At 52.5% G+C, this 21,885-nt stretch carries 19 protein-coding genes; 4 read left to right on the forward strand and 15 right to left on the reverse strand.

Going from position 1 to position 21,885, the window contains the following annotated elements; translation table 11 throughout:
• Positions 1–427: 427 nt before the first annotated feature.
• From NUV48_10030 to NUV48_10075, 10 genes are all read right to left on the reverse strand, one after another.
• Positions 428–979: a 2-oxoacid:acceptor oxidoreductase family protein gene (locus NUV48_10030; protein MCR4442476.1), complete on the reverse strand. Its 552-nt coding sequence runs from the start codon at positions 977–979 to the stop codon at positions 428–430.
• Complete coding sequence (locus tag NUV48_10035; GenBank protein ID MCR4442477.1) at positions 969–1,727, reverse strand: thiamine pyrophosphate-dependent enzyme; 759 nt, start codon at positions 1,725–1,727, stop codon at positions 969–971. Before NUV48_10035 ends, NUV48_10030 begins: the two co-directional genes overlap by 11 nt.
• Before the next feature lie 4 nt (positions 1,728–1,731).
• On the reverse strand, positions 1,732–2,799 hold the full coding sequence (gene vorB, locus NUV48_10040; GenBank protein MCR4442478.1) for a 3-methyl-2-oxobutanoate dehydrogenase subunit VorB: 1,068 nt from the start codon (positions 2,797–2,799) through the stop codon (positions 1,732–1,734).
• Between the two features lie 22 nt (positions 2,800–2,821).
• A complete protein-coding gene (locus tag NUV48_10045; protein ID MCR4442479.1) occupies positions 2,822–3,025 on the reverse strand; it encodes a 4Fe-4S binding protein in 204 nt (67 codons plus the stop codon).
• Positions 3,026–3,265: 240 nt separating this feature from the next.
• Positions 3,266–4,006, reverse strand: a complete 741-nt coding sequence (locus NUV48_10050; protein ID MCR4442480.1) for a hypothetical protein — start codon at positions 4,004–4,006, stop codon at positions 3,266–3,268.
• Positions 4,006–5,265, reverse strand: a complete 1,260-nt coding sequence (locus NUV48_10055) for an FAD-dependent oxidoreductase (GenBank protein MCR4442481.1) — start codon at positions 5,263–5,265, stop codon at positions 4,006–4,008. Before NUV48_10055 ends, NUV48_10050 begins: the two co-directional genes overlap by 1 nt.
• Before the next feature lie 14 nt (positions 5,266–5,279).
• Positions 5,280–5,741 carry a 4Fe-4S dicluster domain-containing protein gene (locus NUV48_10060; GenBank protein ID MCR4442482.1) on the reverse strand — a complete coding sequence of 154 codons (462 nt, stop codon included), beginning with the start codon at positions 5,739–5,741 and terminating at the stop codon, positions 5,280–5,282.
• A 16-nt stretch (positions 5,742–5,757) separates the two neighbouring features.
• The gene (locus NUV48_10065; GenBank protein MCR4442483.1) at positions 5,758–7,266 is read right to left on the reverse strand and encodes a glutamate synthase-related protein; all 1,509 of its coding nucleotides are present in this window, start codon (positions 7,264–7,266) and stop codon (positions 5,758–5,760) included.
• A gap of 23 nt (positions 7,267–7,289) precedes the next feature.
• The gene (locus NUV48_10070; protein MCR4442484.1) at positions 7,290–8,426 is read right to left on the reverse strand and encodes a glutamine amidotransferase family protein; all 1,137 of its coding nucleotides are present in this window, start codon (positions 8,424–8,426) and stop codon (positions 7,290–7,292) included.
• A 296-nt stretch (positions 8,427–8,722) separates the two neighbouring features.
• The gene (locus NUV48_10075) at positions 8,723–10,156 is read right to left on the reverse strand and encodes an MFS transporter (protein MCR4442485.1); all 1,434 of its coding nucleotides are present in this window, start codon (positions 10,154–10,156) and stop codon (positions 8,723–8,725) included.
• Positions 10,157–10,411: 255 nt separating this feature from the next.
• Here NUV48_10075 and asnB point away from each other — a divergent pair, with 255 nt between their 5' ends.
• Complete coding sequence (gene asnB / locus NUV48_10080; GenBank protein MCR4442486.1) at positions 10,412–12,256, forward strand: asparagine synthase (glutamine-hydrolyzing); 1,845 nt, start codon at positions 10,412–10,414, stop codon at positions 12,254–12,256.
• Between the two features lie 131 nt (positions 12,257–12,387).
• Positions 12,388–13,449, forward strand: a complete 1,062-nt coding sequence (locus tag NUV48_10085) for a pilus assembly protein TadG-related protein (GenBank protein ID MCR4442487.1) — start codon at positions 12,388–12,390, stop codon at positions 13,447–13,449.
• Positions 13,450–13,522: 73 nt separating this feature from the next.
• Here NUV48_10085 and NUV48_10090 read toward each other — a convergent pair whose 3' ends face one another.
• The 3 genes from NUV48_10090 to NUV48_10100 are packed head-to-tail and all read right to left on the reverse strand — an operon-like array spanning position 13,523 to position 16,132.
• Complete coding sequence (locus tag NUV48_10090) at positions 13,523–14,365, reverse strand: hypothetical protein (GenBank protein ID MCR4442488.1); 843 nt, start codon at positions 14,363–14,365, stop codon at positions 13,523–13,525.
• The gene (locus NUV48_10095) at positions 14,358–15,962 is read right to left on the reverse strand and encodes a recombinase family protein (protein ID MCR4442489.1); all 1,605 of its coding nucleotides are present in this window, start codon (positions 15,960–15,962) and stop codon (positions 14,358–14,360) included. Before NUV48_10095 ends, NUV48_10090 begins: the two co-directional genes overlap by 8 nt.
• Positions 15,959–16,132 (reverse strand): hypothetical protein, encoded by a 174-nt coding sequence (locus tag NUV48_10100; protein MCR4442490.1) that lies wholly within the window; start codon positions 16,130–16,132, stop codon positions 15,959–15,961. Before NUV48_10100 ends, NUV48_10095 begins: the two co-directional genes overlap by 4 nt.
• Before the next feature lie 258 nt (positions 16,133–16,390).
• On the opposite strand from NUV48_10100, the gene NUV48_10105 reads away from it, so the two are divergent.
• Positions 16,391–16,696 carry a nucleotidyltransferase domain-containing protein gene (locus tag NUV48_10105; GenBank protein ID MCR4442491.1) on the forward strand — a complete coding sequence of 102 codons (306 nt, stop codon included), beginning with the start codon at positions 16,391–16,393 and terminating at the stop codon, positions 16,694–16,696.
• Positions 16,686–17,087, forward strand: coding sequence for a HEPN domain-containing protein (locus NUV48_10110; GenBank protein MCR4442492.1), 402 nt, complete (start codon positions 16,686–16,688; stop codon positions 17,085–17,087). The genes NUV48_10105 and NUV48_10110 overlap by 11 nt, the downstream gene beginning before the upstream one ends.
• 282 nt (positions 17,088–17,369) lie before the next feature.
• Here NUV48_10110 and NUV48_10115 read toward each other — a convergent pair whose 3' ends face one another.
• On the reverse strand, positions 17,370–20,390 hold the full coding sequence (locus NUV48_10115) for a type I restriction endonuclease subunit R (GenBank protein ID MCR4442493.1): 3,021 nt from the start codon (positions 20,388–20,390) through the stop codon (positions 17,370–17,372).
• Positions 20,387–21,862 carry a restriction endonuclease subunit S gene (locus NUV48_10120; protein ID MCR4442494.1) on the reverse strand — a complete coding sequence of 492 codons (1,476 nt, stop codon included), beginning with the start codon at positions 21,860–21,862 and terminating at the stop codon, positions 20,387–20,389. Before NUV48_10120 ends, NUV48_10115 begins: the two co-directional genes overlap by 4 nt.
• Positions 21,863–21,885: the final 23 nt, after the last annotated feature.

Below are 21,885 nucleotides of genomic sequence, written 5' to 3' on the forward strand. Positions count from 1 at the left end.
TAATCTGCATTTTTTATTTCCTTTCTGCGGCATAAAATTGCAGCTGGTGCAGTAATCGTAGAACGATATTCTACCCTGCGTGCTTCCCAAATGGGAGCAACATTCCGTGGTGCACCAGATTACTGAGGTCCGTCTATAAGTCGGACTCGAAGTACCAAGGTTTTTCGACCTCATCGCCAGCCGCAGTGTATATTTTCTACTCGAGGGGGTTTTCATCCTTCCGATGGTGCCGCAGGCGGCATGATGGTCTATAATGATATTCAAATATGGCTTTGTGTCCTATTTTGCCATATTATTCAATTTTATTTTATTCGCTATAACTTTAAATTATCCTTCTTAATTCTGTCTTTTTTACATATATTTAGTTTTTTTTTTACAAAAGAAAGCCTGAAGTTAACACCTCAGGCTTTTATCAAACTAATGACATTTAATTTACGGCCAGCAGTCTATGAGCCTCATCCAGACCGGCAAAAAAGGCCCTCTTGTTCACTTCCAAAAAACCGGGCTTCCCTGTAAGCTTCTCGCCAATGGTTCTTTCGACTTCTTCCGGGTCCAATGCCCTCGTGACAGCGATAAATGCTCCCACCATAACCATGTTGGCTGATTTAGCGGAACCCAATTTTTCCGCAATTTCGCTGGCCGGTATGTACACGGCCCTGATGTCTTCCCTCCTGGCTTCCCTTTTTACCAGGGAACTGTTGACAAGAATAACTCCTCCCGGTTTTACTTCAGGCTCAAACCTGCCCAGGGAAGGCTCATTCATCACAATGACCGCGTCAGCCTGGTTGACAACCGGGGAACCTATTTCCTCCCCGGAGATGATCACGGTGCAGTTGGCGGTCCCTCCCCGCTGCTCCGGGCCGTAAGAAGGATAGTACGTGGCATATTTCCCCGCATAAGCGGCAGCATGACCCAGGATTTGACCGGCCAGCATAACCCCCTGGCCGCCGAAGCCGGCTATCAGCAAGCTAGTTTCCACGGCTTTCGCTCCCTTCCGGCGTCTTATACTCTCCCAGAGGGTAATAAGGAATCATGTTTTCCGAGATCCAGTTGAGCGATTCCTCCGGGGAAAGCCCCCAGTTGGTTGGGCAGTTGGAAAGAAGTTCAACAAAAGCAAATCCTTTATTCTCAAGCTGGAGGGTGAAGGCTTTTTTTATGCCTTTTTTTGCTTTGAGGATATTGGCAGGCGTGTTTAAGGCAAACCTGGCCACGTATACAGGCGCTTTGAGCGTCGACAATAGTTCGCACATGCGGATGGGATAACCGCTCATCTCAACCTGGCGGCCGCCCTGGGCAGTGGTCGACTTTTGTCCCACCAGGGTAGTCGGCGCCATTTGGCCCCCTGTCATCCCGTAGATGCTGTTATTGATAAAGACCGCGCTGAATTTCTCGCCCCTGTTGGCCGCATGGATTATCTCCGCCAGGCCTATGGCTGCCAGGTCGCCGTCACCCTGGTAAGTAAAAACAAAACTATCCGGCCTGCTGCGCTTGTATCCCGTGGCCACAGCCGGGGCTCGCCCGTGTGCCGCATGAATCGTGTCAAAATTTAAATAGGTGTAAGCTAAAGTGGCGCATCCCACCGGCATAATCCCAACGGCTCTTTCCCTGAGGCTCATCTCGTCCAGGAGTTCGGCAATCAGCCGCTGGGCCACGCCGTGCATGCAGCCGGGGCAGTACCCGCTCGAGCTTTTATACAATGATACCGGTCTTTGATACGTTTTTTCCATATTGCTATTTTCTCCCTCCTCCGGCCAACTCCAGCACCTTTTCTTTAACTTCCAGCGGCGAGACGATGACCCCGCCTGAACGGCCAAGAAAATAAACCGGTAATCTGTCGCCGACTCCCAGCCTCACATCTTCAATCATTTGGCCGGGAATGGTCATTTCCACTACAAGTATTCCCTTCACCTTTTTCTCGCCAAGACCAGCAAACGAGTCGTAAGGAAAAGGGACCAGCGTTGCCGGGCGGATCAGTCCAGCCTTAAGGCCCTCTTTTCTTAATTCCCTCACCGAAGTCCTGGCGACTCTTGCGCTGGTACCATACGCGGCTATCACGTATTCCGCGTCATCAGTCATAAACTCCTCCACGACGGCATCTTCTCGCTGCCACCTTTCATACATACCGGCCCGCTTTTTATTGAAATCCTCCAGGGCCAGAGCGTCAAGTATAAAGGAACGGATAAGTCGGGGTTCCCTTCCCCGGCAACCGTCGGCAATCCAATCCCCCTTGTCCGGTAGTTCCTTTTTGTATGGCGGCAGCGTCACAGATTCCATCATCGCCCCGATAACGCCGTCAACCAACACCATCACCGGGTTGCGGTCCCGGTCCGCATAATCAAAAGCCCGGCAGGTAAGATCAACCGCTTCCTGGACAGTGGAAGGCGCCATCACCATGATTTTGAACCCTCCATGACCCGGGGCTTTTGTAGCTTGAAAGTAATCGTTCTGCCCCGGCATGATATGACCAAGGCCCGGGCCAGCCCTCATGACATACACGATAACCGCCGGCAAGGCAGCGCCAGCCAAGTAAGAAATGCCTTCCGCTTTCAGGGAAAGTCCCGGCCCCGAGGAGGAAGTCATGGCTCTTTTGCCTGCTGCCGAAGCGCCATACAGCATATTAATTGAGGCCACTTCACTTTCTCCCTGGATGAATACCCCGCCTAGTTCCGGCAGCCTTCGCGACATGTATTCCGGAATCTCGTTCTGAGGGGTTATGGGATACCCCGCAAAGAAAGAACATCCCGCGCGCAGGGCTGCCTCAGCGATGGCCTCGTTCCCCTTCATAAACAGCTTTTCCATCATATCCCCCTTTAAACCAGTTTTATTTATAAACCTCGATGGCCGCATCCGGGCAAATCACGGCGCACAACCCGCAGCCCGTACATTCTTCGGCCCGGTACTGCTCGGCAGGCCTGTATCCCTGGGAATTGGCGTAATCTCCTGTTTTGATGATGTTCTGGGGACAGACCCCGATACACAACCTGCACCCTTTGCATAGTTCCACGTTGACCTCAATTTTGGGCATTTCACGACCTCCTCTCCCTGCCAATACATACTGCCTGGCTGCGGCACTATTTCACTTCACCATATATTTTAACTTATTTATGAAGGATTTTAAAACTGTTTATTTTAATATACTAGTCTGAGTATTTTTGAATAAGCCGGCAAAAACCAGGCTTGTCGCCTCGCATTATACCCTGCGCTGCGACAAGCCTGTACAAAACTTGCGGCTCTCGGCATGCTTTCTTTATTTCGTGGGGCTTGTTCACCATCCGGCATACATGTTGCCGTAAGGTCGCTTGTTGTAAGGAATCAACTTTAAAAAAGGCTTATCATAGATCTCTTCCTTGCTTTTTTGGAAATAATCAGCGAAACGACTAACGTATTTTTCCAGCACGGCATGGTCTTCTCTTTCCAGGGGTACAACCCTGACTTCTTTTCCCAGCTGGGAATCATCCACCTCGCCCCGCAAGTAAATAACGCCGCCGTGCATGCCCGTGCCGCAATAATTGCCAACTATCTTTTCTCCAGGTTCAAGTCCCAATCCCAAAACAATTTGGACCCCGCCCGCCATGTACTCGGCAAAAAAATCACCCGCTTTTTTACCGACAACAATCACCGGTACCTTATCGAGAAAACCCTTCATATGGATGCCCACCCGGCATCCGACATCGCCCAGGATATAGATTTCGCCGCCGCGCATGGCATAACCCAGCGTGTCACGGGCATCCCCGTAGATAACGACGGTCCCGTCATTCATGGTATTCCCCACCCCGTCCTGGGCGTTCCCATGCACCTCGAGAACGGGACCGTCCATGAAGGCGGCCAGGTCGTTCCCCGGGACGCCCTTGATGATGATCCTTCCCCTGCCTTTCAGCCCATCTCCAATGTAACGCTGCCCATTGACGTTTTTAATTTTAACCTCCCTGGCCCCATGTTCCAGGAAGTGTTTGACCATCTCGTTCAACTCTTTGTAATGCATGCCGCGCGCGTCAATGGAAACCATTATAACCCGCCTCCCGCCAGCACTCTTTCCCTGCGCAGTTCACACGGCCAATCAAGATAGCCGAAATCAGTTTTCACCAGTTTTTCTTTAAAAGACCCAACGTTCGTTCCTTCCTGAATCAGTCCGGTCAGCATGCCTATCCGGTTAATATCCTTCATGGCAATAAACCCCACCAGCCGGTTATTCTTTAGAACAATCTTCCGGTATGTCCTCTCATCCGGGTCCAGGACTGCCAGTTCCTCGTAATCAGGACCGCCCGGCACGCCGGCTGTGGCAATGGAATAACCGAAAAACCCGATGGCATTCATGGCAAACCCTCCGGAAAAGGCGGCCTCATCTCCCGCCATGTTCAACCCGGCTATCTCTCCCTGCCGGTAAGCATTGGGCAGGATGGGGATCACACGCCGCACACCCAGCACGGCATCATCGCCCTCCGCCACATCGCCTGCGGCATAAATGCCGGGAAGGCCGGTCTCCATTTTTTTGTTAACCACAATACCCCTGTTTACCGGAACCGGGCTGTTCTTCACCAGGTCCGTGTTGGGAATAACACCGATGGCCACAATAAGCAGGTCGCATTCCAGCCTGTTCCCATCCGCCAGTTCCACGCCTGTTACCCGCTCTTCGCCCAGTACCCGCTTCACAGTATTTTCGAAAACAAACCTGATCCCGTGATTTTCCATTACGTCCCTAACCAGGGCACCCGCCTGTTCGTCCAGGATCGAGCTCAGCACCCTGTTGGCCAGTTCCACCACGATAACTTCCGCCCCAAGACAGGACAGTGCTTCCGCAGCTTTCATGCCTATTAAGCCTGCCCCTATTATGATCGCCCTTGCCCGGCCATCAAGAGCTTTTTCAATCGCCTTAACATCATCGAGTTTATGAAAGGTGAAAATGTTTTTCTTATCCAGCCCGTCGATAGCCGGTACAAAAGGTTTTCCGCCCGTGGCCACAAGCAGCCTGTCATAGGGTATCTCATCCCCGCAGGCCAGCACAACCTTTCTGCCTTTCGTATCCAGAGCGGCGGCGGGTTTTCCGCCAATAAAACGGATGCCGTTGTGCTCATAAAAGCCCAAAGGCCGGTAATACATCTTATCTATCTTCACTTTGCCCGCCAGGTAATAAGATATCAGGGGGCGGGAATAAGTGTGATAAATCTCCGCCGAAACAACAGTAATTCTGCCGGTTTTATCCCTTTTGCGTATTCCTTCCACTGCGCCGATGGCTGCAGCTGAGTTGCCAACAATGCAGTATTCCACTGCGCCTCCCTCCTTCAAGCCTCTTTCTCTCTTTCACCACGATACTCCAGCGCCCCGTTGGGGCAACCGGCGACACAGGCCGGGACCTCATGGATACCGCTGCACATGTCGCATTTTGACGCCGCTTTTTTTCCCCGCTCATCGCGGGCAACAGCGCCATGCGGGCAGACCAAGATGCATGTCCAGCAGCCCACGCAGCGCGACTCGTCATTATTAACAACACCTGTTGCCGGGTCCCTTTGCATCGCCCCGGTGATACACGCCTTGACACAGGGGGCATCTTCACAGTGACGGCACTGCAAGGCAAAAGAAACGGGCCGTTGTTCCTCCACAATCACCCGCGGCAAGGGCCGGGGAAAAGTTTTCTTGTAAGCCTTCACGATATTGTCTTTATAGGGGGAATGGGCTGTGATGCAGTGCACCTGGCACAAACCGCAGCCCGTGCAGTATTCTTCCCGGGCATACACCTTTTTCATGACCAAAGGCCTCCTTCTATTCTCCAGCGGCTTTTATGCCGAGAATCTCCAGTTCTTTCTCCGTCAAGCCAATGCCCCGCAGCATTAAACGGTTCCCGCGCAGGCTCTCAAGGGCGTTGATGCCCATGCCTCCCAGCATTTCCTGGATTTCATGCTTCCAGCCCCGGAGAAGATTGGCCGCCCTCTGGGCTCCCAGATCGGGATTAAGTCGCTTGGTGAGATGGGGATCCTGCGTGGCAATACCCCAGTTGCACTTGCCTGTATAACACTTCTGGCACATATGGCAGCCCAGGGCCAACAGGGCGGCGCTCGCTATATACACGGCATCGGCGCCGAGGGCGACGGCCTTGACCACATCGGAACTGCTGCGAATACTGCCCGCCACCACGAGCGAGACCTCGTTGCGGATGCCCTCATTTCGCAAGCGCGTATCCACCGCGGCCAGAGCAAACTCGACCGGTATGCCGACATTGTCACGGATTCTTAAAGGCGCGGCTCCCGTTCCGCCGCGGTACCCGTCAATGGCGATATAATCCGCACCGGCCCTGGCAATACCCGAGGCGATGGCGGCTACATTGTGGACCGCCGCTATTTTTACCCCCACCGGCTTTTGGTAGCCGGTGGCTTCCTTCAGGGAAAAAATCAGCTGCCTCAAGTCTTCAATCGAATAAATATCGTGATGGGGCGCCGGTGAAAGCGCATCCGTCCCTTCAGGGATCATCCGTGTTTCCGAAATCTCTTTGCCCACTTTTTCTCCCGGTAAATGACCCCCGATCCCCGGTTTTGCGCCCTGGCCAATTTTAATTTCGACGGCCGAACCAGCTTCCAGGTATTCGGAATGGACCCCGAAACGCCCGGAAGCAACCTGAACAATGCAATTTTCGCCGTACGGGTAAAGTTCTTTGTGCAGCCCGCCTTCCCCCGTATTAAAATAAGTTCCCTCTTGCCGGGCGGCCCGGGCCAGCGACTTGATGGCATTCAGACTGATTGAACCAAAAGACATGGCCGAAAACATCACGGGAATATCCAGTTCCAGCTGGGGCGGTATCTTTTCCTTGAGCCTGCCGTTTTCAAAAACAAGGGACGCAGGTTTGCGCCCCAGAAAAGTTTTGCATTCCATCGGCTCTCTCAAGGGGTCAATCGAGGGGTTCGTCACCTGGCTCGCGTTTAAAAGCATATGGTCCCAGTAAACCGGGTAAGGTCGATCATTGCCCATCCCCGTCAGGAGAACCCCGCCTGTTTCTGCCTGGATATAAATGGACCTGATTACCTCCGGCGTCCAGTTGGCATTTTTGCGCAATTCATTGGGAGAACTGCGAATAACCAGGGCCCTGGTAGGACAAAGGGTAACACAGCGCTGGCAGTTGACACATTTCATTTCATCTGAATAAACTTCCCCGTCTTCATCATCATAGTAATGGACTTCGTTGGCGCATTGCTGGACGCACACCCTGCACTGGATACAACGGTCCTTGTTTCTCTCTATTAAAAAATCGGGTGTAAGGTAACTCTTTAATAAAGCCATGTAAATCTACCCTTTCTCCTGTCTCATGAGTTGATGGCAATCTTCTCGCTGCCCTGCGCAGGGCCGTACTGTGAAGCTGCATTCTCCAGCAAGCCGATGATTGGTTCCCCGCCGCGTGGAGCCCAAATTTTATCTGGCTTGGGGCACACCTCGCGAATACCGGCTTCCTCGCTGGCAACGTAAAGAAAATCCCCTTTCGTGGCGGCAACGCAAGGGCGCAGCTTAATCCGGTCATTGAGAGCGATCATGCCCTGGCTGGTACCAACCAGGATGGAGAAAGGCCCGTTTACCAAAAGACTTCCGTAAACAGCGCGCACGGCTTTCACCGTTTCCTTCCTGCCGGGCTCCATCCGGTCGATTTCCTGCCAGAACGGGCTGGCCATGGCCATTACTACCACCTCTAAAGAAAGACCCTGCTTTCTCGTCAGGAAATCAAAGATATACGCCATTACCTCGGTATCGGTGAGCAACGTGCACCGGTAGCCATACATCTCCAAGAAACGGCGGTTGGCGTCATAAGAAGAAATTTCCCCATTATGGACAACGGAGCATTCAAGCAGGGTAAAGGGATGCGCTCCTCCCCACCAGCCGGGCGTATTTGTGGGAAAACGTCCGTGCGCCGTCCAGAGCCAAGCCCTGTACTCGTCAAGCCTGTAAAATTCTCCTATATCTTCGGGATACCCCACTCCCTTGAAAGCCCCCATGTTCTTACCGCTGGAAAAGATATATGCTCCTTCCAGCTCGCTGTTTGTCTTCATCACGAATTTTACGACGTACTCGTCCTCGGGCAATCCCGCCTGCATCATCATTTTGGCCTTGGGCTGCACAAAATAACGCCAGATAACGGGGGCATCCTTAATAGCCTTCATTTCCCTGACCGGTACAGGCTCGTCGTAAACCACAGTAAAATACTTGTTTAACTGGACTTCCGCCGCTTCTTTCGCCTCTTTACTGTCAAAAAAGAAATGAAAGGCGAAATCATCTTTAAACTCCGGGTAAATACCGTAAGCGGCAAACCCGCCGCCCAGGCCGTTGGACCGATCATGCATGACGGCAATGGACCTGATAATATCCTGCCCGCTGGTCAGCTTTCCTTTTTTATTCATAATACCGCTGATTGAACACCCCGATGGTATTCTCACCGCACCTTCTCGCAGCATACCCGTTCCCTCTCCTTTCTCCCAACGGGACACCTCCCGCTGAATCCATGCAGTATAATAACAATCGCTTTTGTTTTATCCTATATTATAACAGCTTCATCCTTTTTGTGAACCGTTTCCACGGAGATATAATGTATACACGGAATTATATTGTATACTGTTCTATAACACCGTGTTCAGTATTTTGTATTTTACATCCCTGGTTATAAAGCCAAAAAAGCGCGGTCCGGGGATAAAGCTCCCCGGACCGGATTTGCTTTTTACACCTTTTATAACACGCTCTTAAACATAGTTGATCATATTTCAGTCTCTTCTTCATTTTTAGCGCCGCGCACCAGAGAAACAACCATCCCTATGATTCCCACGGCCATTGCCATCAGGAAGGTGTCATGCTGAGCCAGCGTAAACACCTCATCCTGGTATAAAAAATTTTCGCCGCCCTGCAGGCCAAACTGGCCGGCATAATAGAACAGCCTGCTGGAAAGAACGGCTCCGCCGACGGCAATCCCCAGCGCCTGCCCGATGCTGCGCATGGTGGCAACCATTCCCGAAGCCAGCCCAATCTGGTCTTTGGGCACGCTGCCCATAATAGCGCTGTTATTTGGCGTTATAAACAGGCCGTTTCCAAGTCCCGTTCCAAAAAGCGCCCCGGCAACCAACCCCGGAGAACTGGAAGGTTCAAGGCTGCTTAAACAATAAATGCTGGCGGAGATCAGGCCCATTCCCAAAGAAGCAGGAACCCGCGCACCTATCCTGTCGCTAATAATCCCGCTCAGCGGCGAAGTAACTATCATTGCCAGGGGAAAAGCCGCCATTACTATACCGGCCTGGCCCGAAGAGAGGCGTAGTATATTAAGCAGGTAAAACGGCATCAAGAAAGTCACAATATACTGGGTGATGTAATTGAGACCCTGGGCGATGTTTGCCGCTGTGAACTGCCTGTTGTTAAAGAGCTTGAAATGGAGCATCGGAAAACGATAATGTCTTTCCCGGTAAAAGAAAGCGGCAAAAAAAGCCAGGAAACCTAACAACAGGCCCAAGACAGGGCGGGAACCCCATCCCCATTGCTGGCCGTGGCTCAAGGCCAGCAAAAAACACATCAGGCACATGAAAAGTAAGAAAGCGCCAAGTATATCAAATTGTTGAGGACTTCCCTTCTTACCGGGTATTACACGCCAGGCCCATATGGTGCTGGCAATACCAATCGGGATATTGATGGCAAAAATAATCTTCCACCCAAAATGGGAGAGTAAAAACCCTCCCAGGCTCGGTCCAGCAGCAAGCCCAAGGGAAACGGAAACAGAGTTAAGTCCGATGGCCCGCCCCCTGATCCCCGGCGGAAATGCGTCGGCTATGATCGCCTGGACGACGGAAATGCCCATTCCCGCTCCCACGGCCTGGACAGCACGCGAAGCAATCAAGCTCAAAATATCGGGAGATAACACGCACAACAGGGAACCCACGGTAAAAATAAGGAATCCCCTGACATAAACTGGTTTATGCCCGTACAGGTCTCCCAGACGGCCAAAAGTAAGCATGAGGCTGCTCATAATAATTAAATAAACCAGGACCACCCATTCCACGCTGCTGAGAGGCGCCTGGTAATATGATGTGATTAGTGGTAAAGCGATATTCACCACGCTTGCATTAAGAGTCATAACAAACACGCCCAGGGAAGTTGACGACAGGACCATCCATTTACCGTGATCAAACAAATAATACATGCTCATCCGCTGCTTGCACCTTCTGTCTTTTGTCTTGTTAAACTTGTTGCAACTTCTACAGTTATTAATTATAGCTCAATTTATATATGTATTGGTATAGCAAAATGCAATAAACTTTTTAATACCTGTAGCATCATTTTTCGGCGCGCATAATATGTAAATGCGCCTGAAGCAGCGAGGACAATGGCGCCCTCTCGAAAGGCCGTGACACACTTTTGAGGGGCTTTTTCTTTGATCAAAAAAGGAGGTGCATAGCTACACATGTGCGGTATAACTGGCTGGGTAGACTGGGAAAAAGACCTTACCCATGAAAAACCTATTATCGAAAAAATGATGAATACCCTCACCATGAGGGGGCCGGATGATTCAGGAACATGGATTTCTAAACACGCCGCATTTGGACACCGGCGCCTGAGCGTAGTCGACCCTGCAGGCGGCGCCCAGCCCATGGTAAGACAAAGGAGCGATAAAAAATACGTCATCTGTTACAACGGCGAGCTTTATAACACGCCCGAATTGAGGAATGAACTGCTCCGGAGGGGCTACGTGTTTTACGGTCATTCCGACACCGAAGTCCTGCTCTATTCGTATATGGAATGGGGAGAGCATTGTCTCGAACGCTTAAACGGCATATTCGCCTTCGCTGTTTGGGACGATGCAGAGCAGAAACTTCTCCTGGCTAGAGACCGGCTGGGAGTAAAACCTCTTTTTTATACAGTACGAAACCGTTCCCTTATCTTCGGCTCTGAACTCAAAGCCCTGCTCGCCCACCCCCACATCAGCCCTGTTGTGGGTGAAGAGGGACTGGCGGAGGTTTTAATCATGGGCCCGGCCCGGACTCCCGGTCACGGAATTTATGAGGGAATACGCGAAATTCGCCCCGGCTGTTTTCTAACTTTTAACCTTGCAGGGGTCAGGCACAAAAGGTACTGGTCTTTAAAAAGCGCTCCTCACCCGGATAAGCCTTTCACCACGGCGGAGAAATTGAGGACCATGCTCCAGGACATTGTTGAAAGGCAGCTGGTATCCGACGTACCCGTCTGCACCCTGCTCTCCGGAGGAATTGATTCCAGCGCTCTCACCGTTTTTGCCGCTAATGCCTTCCGGGAAAGGGGCATGGACCCGCTTGACACCTATTCCATCGACTACAAGGATAACGAAAGATATTTCGAGGCAAGCCGCTTCCAGCCTAACGCCGACCCGTCCTGGGCAACCAGGGTATCAGCCCATTTGGGAACAAACCATCACCAGGTAATCATTGATACTTCCGAACTGGTTTCCGCCCTGCGGGAAGCCACGCTGGCCAAAGATTTGCCTGGGCAGGCCGACATCGACTCTTCCCTTTACCTGTTTTGCCGGGAGGTAAAAAAAGGCGCTACCGTGGCTCTTTCCGGCGAATGCGCCGACGAGATATTCGGCGGATATCCCTGGTTCCATGACGAAGAAAACCTCAAAAGGCCCATGTTTCCCTGGGTCAGGTTCCTGGAACACCGCGTCTCTTTGTGGAACAAGAACCTGTTTAAGAGCTTTGAACCCGCTGAATACGTGACACACAGGTACAATGAAACTCTTTCCGAAGTTCCTGCGCTTAACGGAGAAGAACCCCTTGAAGCCAGGCACAGGGAAATGTTTTATCTAAACATGAACTGGTTCATGCAAGCCCTGCTTGATCGGAAAGACAGGATGAGCATGGCCAGCGGCCTTGAAGTACGCGTACCCTTTGCCGACCACCACCTGGTTGAATACGTTTGGAATATTCCCTGGAAACTGAAAGCGTATGGAAATATGGCCAAAGGGATTCTTCGCCTGGCTTTAAAAGGCCTTCTCCCCAGCGACGTGCTCGGCAGAAAAAAAAGCCCATATCCCAAGACGCACAACCCCTCTTATACCCAGGCGGTGCGTTCCTGGCTGGGCGACATTCTCAACGATCCTTCCCAACCACTGCACGACGTCATAAACCGGGCTAAGGTGGAGGAACTTTTCCTTTCCCCGGAAGACATCTTTAACCAGCCTTTCTTCGGGCAGCTTATGTGCGGCCCGCAAATGATGGCCTACCTGATCCAGGTAAACACCTGGCTTAAGGAATATAAAGTGATAATCAAGTAAAAACCAATCCAGGCCCGATTAAGGTCCTCCGTTACAACAAGCCTGAAGACCTATCATCAACGCGACTGCAATCCGATTAATTAAAATGATTTTTATAATATAATTTAATTAAAAAGCGCGTGCGGTGAAACATGCTTAAAAAACACCTGTCAAACGAAAAAGGAACGGCAATCGTGCTTCTCGCCCTGGCAATGGCTTCTTTACTAGGCCTTACGGGGCTGGTCGCCGATGTGGGCCTCCTGTATGTAAAAAAGCAAGCGATGCAGAATGCTCTCGATGCCGCCTGCCTGGCCGGCGCGCAGGAGCTCCCCGACACCGGGGCAGCAGAAGCCAAAGCCCTGGAGTATGCCGCGTTAAACGGTGTAAATGCAGCGGAAATAGAAATTTTTTTTACAAACAACAACCAGAAACTTACTTTATCCTGCAGCAAAACCCAAAACCTGTTTTTTTTGCCGGTCCTGGGCATTGATTCTGCCAGCTTGCACGCCGTTGCCGCAGCAGAAGCCGGTACGCCGGGTCAGGCCTTTGATTATGCCCTTTTCTCCGGCAGCAGTTCCAATACGCTGCGCCTGAACGGAAACAACCTGTCCATAAAAGGTTCAGCGCACACCAATCAGAATTTCCGGGCAAACGGCAACTACATCCAATTGACAGGCGCCTGTGAAGCCGTGGGAACAATTAGTGCCAACGGGAATTATATCGAAATCCCTTACCGTTACCCCAATTCCAGCAACGTAGAAATGCCCGATTACAGCGATGAAATACAAGCCCAGGCACAGGCCGCGGGCCAGGTTTTTGACACAACAGTACAATTCAACGGCAACAACATCAATGTTGATCACAGCATCTACGTGAACGGCGATGTGCATATAAACGGCAATACTATCGACGGAACCGGGGCCATCCTCGCAGCCGGCGACATCCATATTAACGGCAACTGCGTCAGCGCTTCCGTCCAGGACCAGGTATGCATTTATTCCCAGGGTAATATCAGCATTAACGGCAACAACATAACAATAGAGGGCGTCCTTTACGCACCCGGCGGGTCGATTCAATTCAACGGCAACTACATTACTATCAAGGGAAAAGTTATTGGAAACACCGTTAGTTTCAATGGCAACTACATTTCCATCGCCGGCGATAAATGTACTGTCACCTCGCTCCCCCGCAGCGGCTCCCGTCTCGTGCAGTAAAGGATTGCCCTCAAAACCTCATTCCTCTGACGCTTAAAACAACAAAAGCCGCGACTTTTGCGCAACACCATTTTTAATTTCTATAAAGCCCGCCAAGAGCCAGTATCCTTTTCAGCGTCTTTTCTCTAATTTTATCAATTTCAGCAAAATTCATAGCTCCCACGTACAGCTTTTCCAGGTCATCGTGAAGCATCTTGGCCTCGCTTAGTTTCCTCCAGGCCCGTAAAAAACAGTCCTCAAGACGTTTTTTAGCCTCCTCAATTTCCCTGGTAAACACCTGGCAAACCCTTTCGTTCAGGTATTTATTAAAATCTATAAACTCAAGGTTCTCCAGGCTGGTCAGACACTTCGGGTCAAAGACCAGCCTTTCGTTTAGTCGAACCGCAGCGGTATTTATCGCCGGAATATTAACCGCTTCCAACTTTTGGGGTTCCAAAGGGCAATGATATACTTCGCAATCCATCCCCAAACGAACAGTCTCGCTTAACAGGACCTGCAGCGCTTTTTCTTTTCCAGTTCCCGGTTCACCTTTAAAAAGATACAATTTCCTCACTCCCTCCAGGAGTGAATCCAGGTAACTGACCGGACCGTTGGGCGTATTAGCGCTGGCAAACAAGCGGCGCACCTTAACTGCCCTATTGGGTACCGGCTCTATCCCGGTTAAGACCCCGGACGAAACCTCAAAGATTTGCTTGTTTACCCCTACCTGATCCAGGGCTCCGGAATAGTAGCCGGTAAGTTCGTCATGGACAACACGCGCTTCTTTAAGGCTGTTAAAGGCTACTTGGAATAATTGTTTTATCCTTTTATTGAGATCAACAACCTGGTTCTTAGCCTTTACCAGCAAGTCCTCGTTCCAGTACTCACCCAGGTTGATTATCGCGTCTACCGCGCCGGGATACGCGGGATCAACCACATGCAGTGTCGTGTCTACCGTAGAAACTATTACCCGCAGCAGCAGTTTCGAGAATGGCTACGGTTTCGGGTATAGTGTCGGGAATTTTGGCTTTGATGTCAATGCGCTTCCCGGTAACAGCAATCTCTTCAATCAAGAGATTAACCAGGCGCTTTTTCTCTTCAAGAGAAAGAGTGTCGAGAGCATCTCCGACGTGGGCAGCAAGCTCTTCTAACCGTTCCAATTCCTGCGCCGCCAGGTCGTGCCGGGAAAGTTCCCTTAAAATCCGCTCCCGGCGGCGCGAGAGGTACTCCCAGCGCTCCTTTACTTCCCTGAGCCGCTGTTCCATTTCAACTTCCGGTATCAAATCTTTTTGGAACATGGTCGCTACCCGTGACCGTTCTTTGGAGGCTTGAACCAATTCTTTTTCGATGGTGGCAAGCTCGATTTCCAAAGCCTTGGCAGTCTCGTCAGGAAAAGCGGCCTGCAGCTCTGCGCGAAGCCTTTCCGGATTTGTCAGCCAACCTGAGACTCTTTCCCAAACGATTTCTTCTAATTCCGGAGCATTAAGATATTGGGATTTGCAGCGTTCCCGACCCGGTATGCCTGGCGATTTCGCAGTGCAGACGTAATAAGCCCTCTTCTTTCCTTTTGACGTAACAAGATTCCCGTGTATAGTCGCGCCGCATTTTCCGCAGCGCATAAGGCCCGAAAGAAGATAAGGGTAAGTACTGAAGCTGCGCCAGCGCCTTCGAGAGTTCTCAAAACGCTTTTGGGCTGCCTCCCAGGTTTGTTTATCAATAATGGCGGGGACAGAAATAGGGACCCACTCTTCGCGGGGTCTTTCTTTTCTGCTTACCCTTTCTTCAGGCGGCTTATATTTATTGAACTTGACGTCCTTAGTATCATGGCGGCGGATATACAGGATGCCCGCATAAGCGCTATTGGCTAAAATACGTTTAACCGTTTGTTTGGCCCATTGTTTGCCTTTGGGACTAGGGATGCCCATGGCATTCAATCGCCGCGCTATTTCATAAGGACTGGCGTCTTCTTCAGAAGTGAACCATTGATACATAAGTCTTATAATCTTGGCCTCTTCTTCAATAATATTCAGGGTATCTGTTTCTTTATCAAATTCATAGCCGTAAAGTCCAGGGCTGTGAGTAAGTTTCCCCGCTTTTGCCTTGGCTCTCTTGCCAATTAAGGAACGGAGCCTAGTTCTGGCCCGTTCGTATTCGTCAACGGCGCTAAGTACGGTTAAGTGAAAACGGTCTTCAGGGGTGTCGGTAAACTTGGAGTTGACAAAAATCAGCTCCGCTCCCGCTTTTTTAATCTCATCAATCAATAAAAGCTGATGGGCTACGCTGCGTGACAAACGGCTGGTATCTAAACAAATAAACCAGCGGATGCCGCCGGCCTTAAGCTTTTCCAGTGCCGCCACCAGGGCGGGGCGCTCTAAGATTGAGCCCGAGACCCCTTCGTCTACAAATTCTGTTATTTCACTTGCGCCTAATTCCCGGGCCTTGGCCCTGCATTCCTCCCGCTGCGCCGCAATGGAATAGCCGCGTTCGGCCTGTTCCTCAGTGGACACTCGTAAATATATCAGTGCAGCGCTCACCTTCCCTGCCCCTCCTTCAGCCTGACTTTACTTTGACTTGCTTGCGAGAATTTCCTGCTCTGTTCAGGAAGGCGGGACAGGAGAAAGCAAATCGCTTCCCGGTAGGCTTGTTCACGTTCGTCTCGGGAGCCGGTGCGGGTTATGATCACCTCAAATTCCCGCTTTACCACGGCCCCCACCCCTGCACTTTTTTCATTAATTCAGTTTATGCTGGAGGCGTCTATGGACGACCCGGGGAGAAATAATTACCATTAATGAGGCCTCAGCGATGGAAAGCAGTTGAGTTTGGGTATTCTATATGGTACAATTTTACAAAAGAAGCGTCGATCGCCCAAATATGTTGCGGCAATTATGGCCTTATTAAAAAAACTCCTCAATTTGTGGAAACAATAACCTTTTCGAAGGCAAAAATAAGGGGGGAACTACCTGTGGAAAAAGTTCTTGACACAGTAGTCGAAAAGATAGTGAAGACTGTAGACCCCGATAAAATTATCCTTTTTGGATCAAGAAGCAGAGGGCAGGAAGGATCGCATAGTGATTACGATCTTTTGGTGCTGAAACGAGGAATAAATAATCGCCGCGCTTTGGCCCATCAGATCTATAGAATCCTGGTCGATGTTCCTGCTGCCGTGGACATACTTGTAGAAACCCCGGAAAAACTAGAAAGGTACCGTAATTCACGAGGGTTCGTGTATGCTGAGGCCGCAAGAGGGCGGGTAGTTTATGAGCGATGAATTATGGCGACTGTGGTTTCAAAGAGCAAAAAGCAACCTCGCCAGGGCCGAACTTGGCAGGCAAAGCTCAGATATTCTCTACGAGGATCTTTGCTTTGATGCCCAGCAGGCAGTTGAAAAGTCCCTAAAAGGCATAATGGCCTTCCTGGAAATGGATGCCCCGAAAACCCATTCTATTGGGTACCTTTTGAAGTCAATTGAAGAGACCGGGAAAGTTCAGGTTCCCGAAAGACTTAAAGAAGCCGCGATTCTTACTGATTACGCTGTAACAACCCGTTACCCGGGAGACTGGGAACAAATAGATGAAGCTGAATACAAACGGGCAGTCTCGCTGGCCCAAGAAGTTTACCGATGGGCGTTATCCCTCACCAACCAGGATGGAGAAAAATAAGCCCCGTAAAAGAAACCCTCTTATACCTGCCCAGTCCAAAAACAATTCAATTATCTATAGCTATCTGATTGATAATTGGCTAAGGGGATGGAGTACCATCCCCTGCTCTCTTTTCTCTTATCCCTGCATGTTGCCTGTATTGATGTGATTTGTACATCCTACCCCTGGTCCGGCATAGCCAAGGTTACGGTTTGAGGGTCATCCAGGGGCTGACTCTTATTCATATTCTCGTGGCCGTTCCAGTCAATGCTGAGGTTCTTCTTGATTCCCGCCACCAGGTTGCTATCTCGCACTGCTAGATTCGCTGTAGGTCAGTGCGAATACCGTGTCGGTCAGCCAGCGCCGGAACGACTCGTTGTCACTGAATTGCTTGAAGAGCTCCGTGTCATCCTGGAGCAACGCGGTCATCACCCGAACGAGGGCCTTGTCGTGCTCGATACGTGCGTTCTGTTTGTCGGAATACTTGCGTGCGTTCTGGTAGGCGGTGTCGGCCGCTACGCGTGCAGGAATCTCCTCCGTGATCAGTTTGCGCACCCGATCGGCGTCGGTCCAGGGAATGTTGCCGAACTGATCGTTAAAAGCCTTGATGATGTTCGAGAGACGGTCGAGCTCCGGTTCGGGCTTGTGTCCACCACCCGCAGTGGGCACCGGTTCGATCTCGGCATCCGCATCGGGAAGCGCGATCTTCATAGTCGCCTGCTTTTCGACCCGGTAGCTGTCCATGTCGATCGCCTCGAGGATGCCCTTTGAGAGGTCTTCCTCTTTCGGCGCCGGCAGCTTGGGTACCAGGAAGTTGAGGAAGATCGATAACTTCTCCCACTGGGCGTTCGTATAGGAGAGGATGGAAGAAAGAAAGTTGTAGGTTCGCAAAAATGCCTTAGCCTTACCCTTGAAGTCGACCTGACCGTCCTCGTCGAGATGCTCCATGTAGGTGGCGACGCAGGCGTCGAGGATGGGGTCGAGCTGGTCGCGATCGGCCCCGTTTAAGTACAGCCGCACCAGTTCGTCCACTTGCGCAGGCGCGTACACCTGGTAGCCGTCAAGATCGGCCTTAAGGTCGTGCAGCTTGTTCGGGTCGGTCTCGTCGGCGAGGATGGTCGTCCGGTAGTATGGCTCGAAGGCCTTTTGGATCACCTCCGGCTCGTTGACGAAATCGAGGACAAAGGTGTCGTGCTTCTGGGGGTGGGCGCGATTGGGGCGCGAAAGCGTCTGCACCGCCTTGACCCCAGAGAGTACCTTGTCCACGTACATCGTGTGCAGAAGCGGCTCGTCATAGCCGGTCTGAAACTTGTCGGCACAGATCAAAAACCGATACGGGTCCTCCCGGATCTTGTCGGCAATCTGGCTGGACGGGAAACCGTTCAGGCTCGCCTCGGTGACCTTTTGCCCGCCATACTCGTGCTCACCCGAGAAGGCCACAATCGCCCGATAGGGGCTCTTGCGCTCGGCAAGGTACGCCTTAAAGGCATGGAAGTACTGGACAGCTCGCTCGATGCTGCCGGTCACCACCATCGCCCGCGCCTGGCCGCCGATCTTGCCCTTGGCGATCACCTGCTCATGAAAGTGGTCCACCATGATCTCGGCCTTGAGCCGGATGGCGTACTCGTGCCCCTCGACGAAGCGGCGCAGCTTCTTTTGCGCCTTTTTGACGTCGAATTCGGGGTCGTCCTCGATTGTCTTGATGAGCTTATAGTAGCTCTTGACCGGTGTATAGTGGGCCAGCACATCCAGGATGAACCCTTCCTGAATGGCCTGTTTCATGGTGTAGCTATGAAACGGCCTGTGTTTAACCGTGCCGTCGGGCTGCGGGTCGGGTTCACCAAACATCTCCAACGTTTTGTTTTTAGGGGTGGCGGTGAAGGCGAAGTAGCTGGCGTTCGGCAAAAGCTTCCGGGCCTCCATTAGCCGGTTGATCTGATCTTCGAAAGTCTCGTCTTCGTCCTCTGCACCGGCCCCCGACAAGGCCATGCTCATCTTGGCCGAGGTGCGGCCGCCCTGACTCGAATGCGCCTCGTCAATGATAATGGCAAAACGGCGCCCGCGGTGCTCGTTGCCGATTTCGTCGAGGATGAACGGGAACTTCTGCAGCGTCGTGATGATGATCTTCTTGCCGCTCTCGATGAATCGCCGCAGGTCGCCGGAATGCTCGGCGTGCCCCACCGTAGCGCTCACCTGGGCAAACTGCTTGATCGTGTCCCGGATCTGCTGGTCCAGAATGCGCCGGTCGGTCACCACGATAATGGAATCGAAAACAGGCCTGCCGTCCCTCGCGAGACCGATCAGCTGGTGGGCCAGCCAGGCGATGGAGTTGGACTTGCCGCTGCCGGCGGAATGCTGGATGAGATACCGCCGGCCCACGCCGTGTGCCGCCGCGTCCGCCAAAAGTTTTTGCACCACGTCGAGCTGGTGATAGCGGGGGAAGATCTGCCGTCGCCGTTTCTTGCCGGTCTTGAGGTCTTTCTCCTCAACGAGTTGAGCGTAGTTTTCGAGGATGTCGGTCAGACTCTCGCGGGTGAGTATCTCCCGCCACAGGTAATCGGTCTTGAGCCCCTGCGGATTGGGAGGATTGCCCGCACCATCGTTCCATCCCTTGTTGAAGGGCAGGAACCACGACGCCTTGCCCTGAAGGTGGGTGCAGAACCACACCTCGTTTTCGTCCACGGCGAAGTGCGCCACGCACCGCCCCAATTCAAATAGCTTCTCGCGCGGGTTGCGGTCGCGCCTGTACTGCTCGATGGCGTCATGCACCGTCTGTTTGGTCAGCCGGTTTTTGAGCTCGAAGGTGAAGACCGGCAGGCCGTTAATGAAGAGCACCAGGTCCAGCGCCCGCTGCGTCTCGTCGCGGCTGTAACGGAGCTGGCGCGTGACGGTAAAGCGGTTCTGCTCATAGAGCGCCCGCGCCTGCTCGTTTCCGGGGGAAGGCGTGCCGTAGAAGAGCTCAATGCGGTAAGGCCCGTGCTGGATGCCGCCTCTCAGCACATCCACTACTCCGCGCTTGCTCACCTCGCCCTGAAGACGCGCCAGAAACTTGCGCCGCGTGGGGCTGTCGTTATCCAGATCGAGCGCTTCGGCGACCTCAGGCTGCGTCGAGTTCAGAAACGCCGCGAGCTGAACCAGATCGACGCAGTACTCCCGGTCGTAATCGGCCGGGTCGCCGGGGAGCCAACCCACACCGCCGTAGGGTGCCGGCGTCTCGGCAACGAACGCCGGAGTGCCGGCAGGTCGGGGTACGCAGTCGCTGCCAGTCAGTGTCCGGCAGATGAGGCTCTCAAGCCCGGCTTCGCTGGTGTCGGTGGGTGTCATGGTTCAACCTCCTCCGTTACGGCTCCCTGCTCGGCGTCGACAGGCGCCTCACCCTCTTCGCCAGTCCCCTCGTCCTCCATGACCTCCTCTTCCTCCTCGGGCGGTTCGTCCGGGAGCTTTGCAGCCACCTCGCGCACATCCAGCTTGCCAGTCACGACGTCGGCGATCAAACGCGTGCGGAACTCCTGCAGCAGCTCGATGGAGCGACGGTCGGCGGCAATGGCGGCGTCGAGCTTGGCCGTCTGCGCGTCGAGGTGCTCTGCGATGGCGGTTTGTTCGGGAAGGGGTGGGATAGGGACCCTTAAATATCTCACAATTTCAGCATTGATGTTCGGCTGTCCACCGCCATAACTCTGCTCAATCAAGTATGGTCGAGCCAAGTTCACTATTGCTTGGAGGAATATAACGGAACATGATGTTTTTGGTTCAGCAAGAACACAGCACGCCTGATTCGTGCATGCTTCCATTGCAAGTACCCCTGTCTTGCCAATCGTGGCTCCGTACATTGCGACAAGGAGCGATCCTGGGGGGAATAGTTTTAAAGCGCTTATTTTTTCGATAGCGGCGGGCGTGACGGTTCTTTTCGTTGTTGTGATTAAGCCATCATTGAGATCGCCCGTCATTACCCAAGGAATTCCGCCTCCAAAATATTCATCACCAGAAGGTGTCGTGCCACTGCCGTGGCGCCGAAACTGAGTTTGTAACTTCCGCACATCCCAATGCTCCGGCACCTGGCCCAGCCACTCCACGCCCGAGGGCTTGTAAGCGGGGTAGGGCTTGCCCGTGCGGACCTCGATTTTTCCGGTAACCGCCTGGTGGATGAGCGCCTGCTTGTACTCCTCGAGCAGCTTGATCCGTCGCTTGCGAGCACGGATCACCCGCCGAATCCGCCGCTCTGCCCAATCCAGGAACCGCACGATGGCGGTTTGTTCAGGGAGGGGTGGGATTGGGGTCGGGAAGTTCGCTATAAACTCAACAGGCACACGCTGTTGTCCTGCCGCACCAGTCATCTCGTCGGCGCCAAGCCGCCGGAATTCTGAAAGGGTAGTGACGCGATACAGATAGGCTGAAACAATCGTCTTGGATGGCCGGATGACATGAAATTCGGTCGAACCGAACCCGAAGGCTGTCGGTAGATTCTCAAGGCAAGCACCCTTACCGTTCTCAAAGCACGGCGTGATTTTCGCGACAATAACGTCACCCCGCCGAAAGTAGGTAAACCCGTTCCAGAGATCCGAAATGGGCTGCACCTCCGATGCATCGAATCGTCCGTCCGATCCCACGTGTTCCATGGGCAGGAATACGGCTCGACCGTCACGCAACGCTAATGGCACTTCCGACTTGCTAGGGTTGAGCCGCGCGATTCGTTTGACCCGCCGCACATCCCAATGCTCCGGCACCTCGCCCAGCCAGGGCACGCCGGAGTCTTTGTAGGCGGGGTAGGGTTTGAGATTATAGACCATTCGATACATATAATTTGCCGCCATTTTTTCAA

This window comes from Peptococcaceae bacterium (assembly GCA_024655825.1).
Lineage (GTDB): Bacteria > Bacillota > Peptococcia > DRI-13 > PHAD01 > JANLFJ01.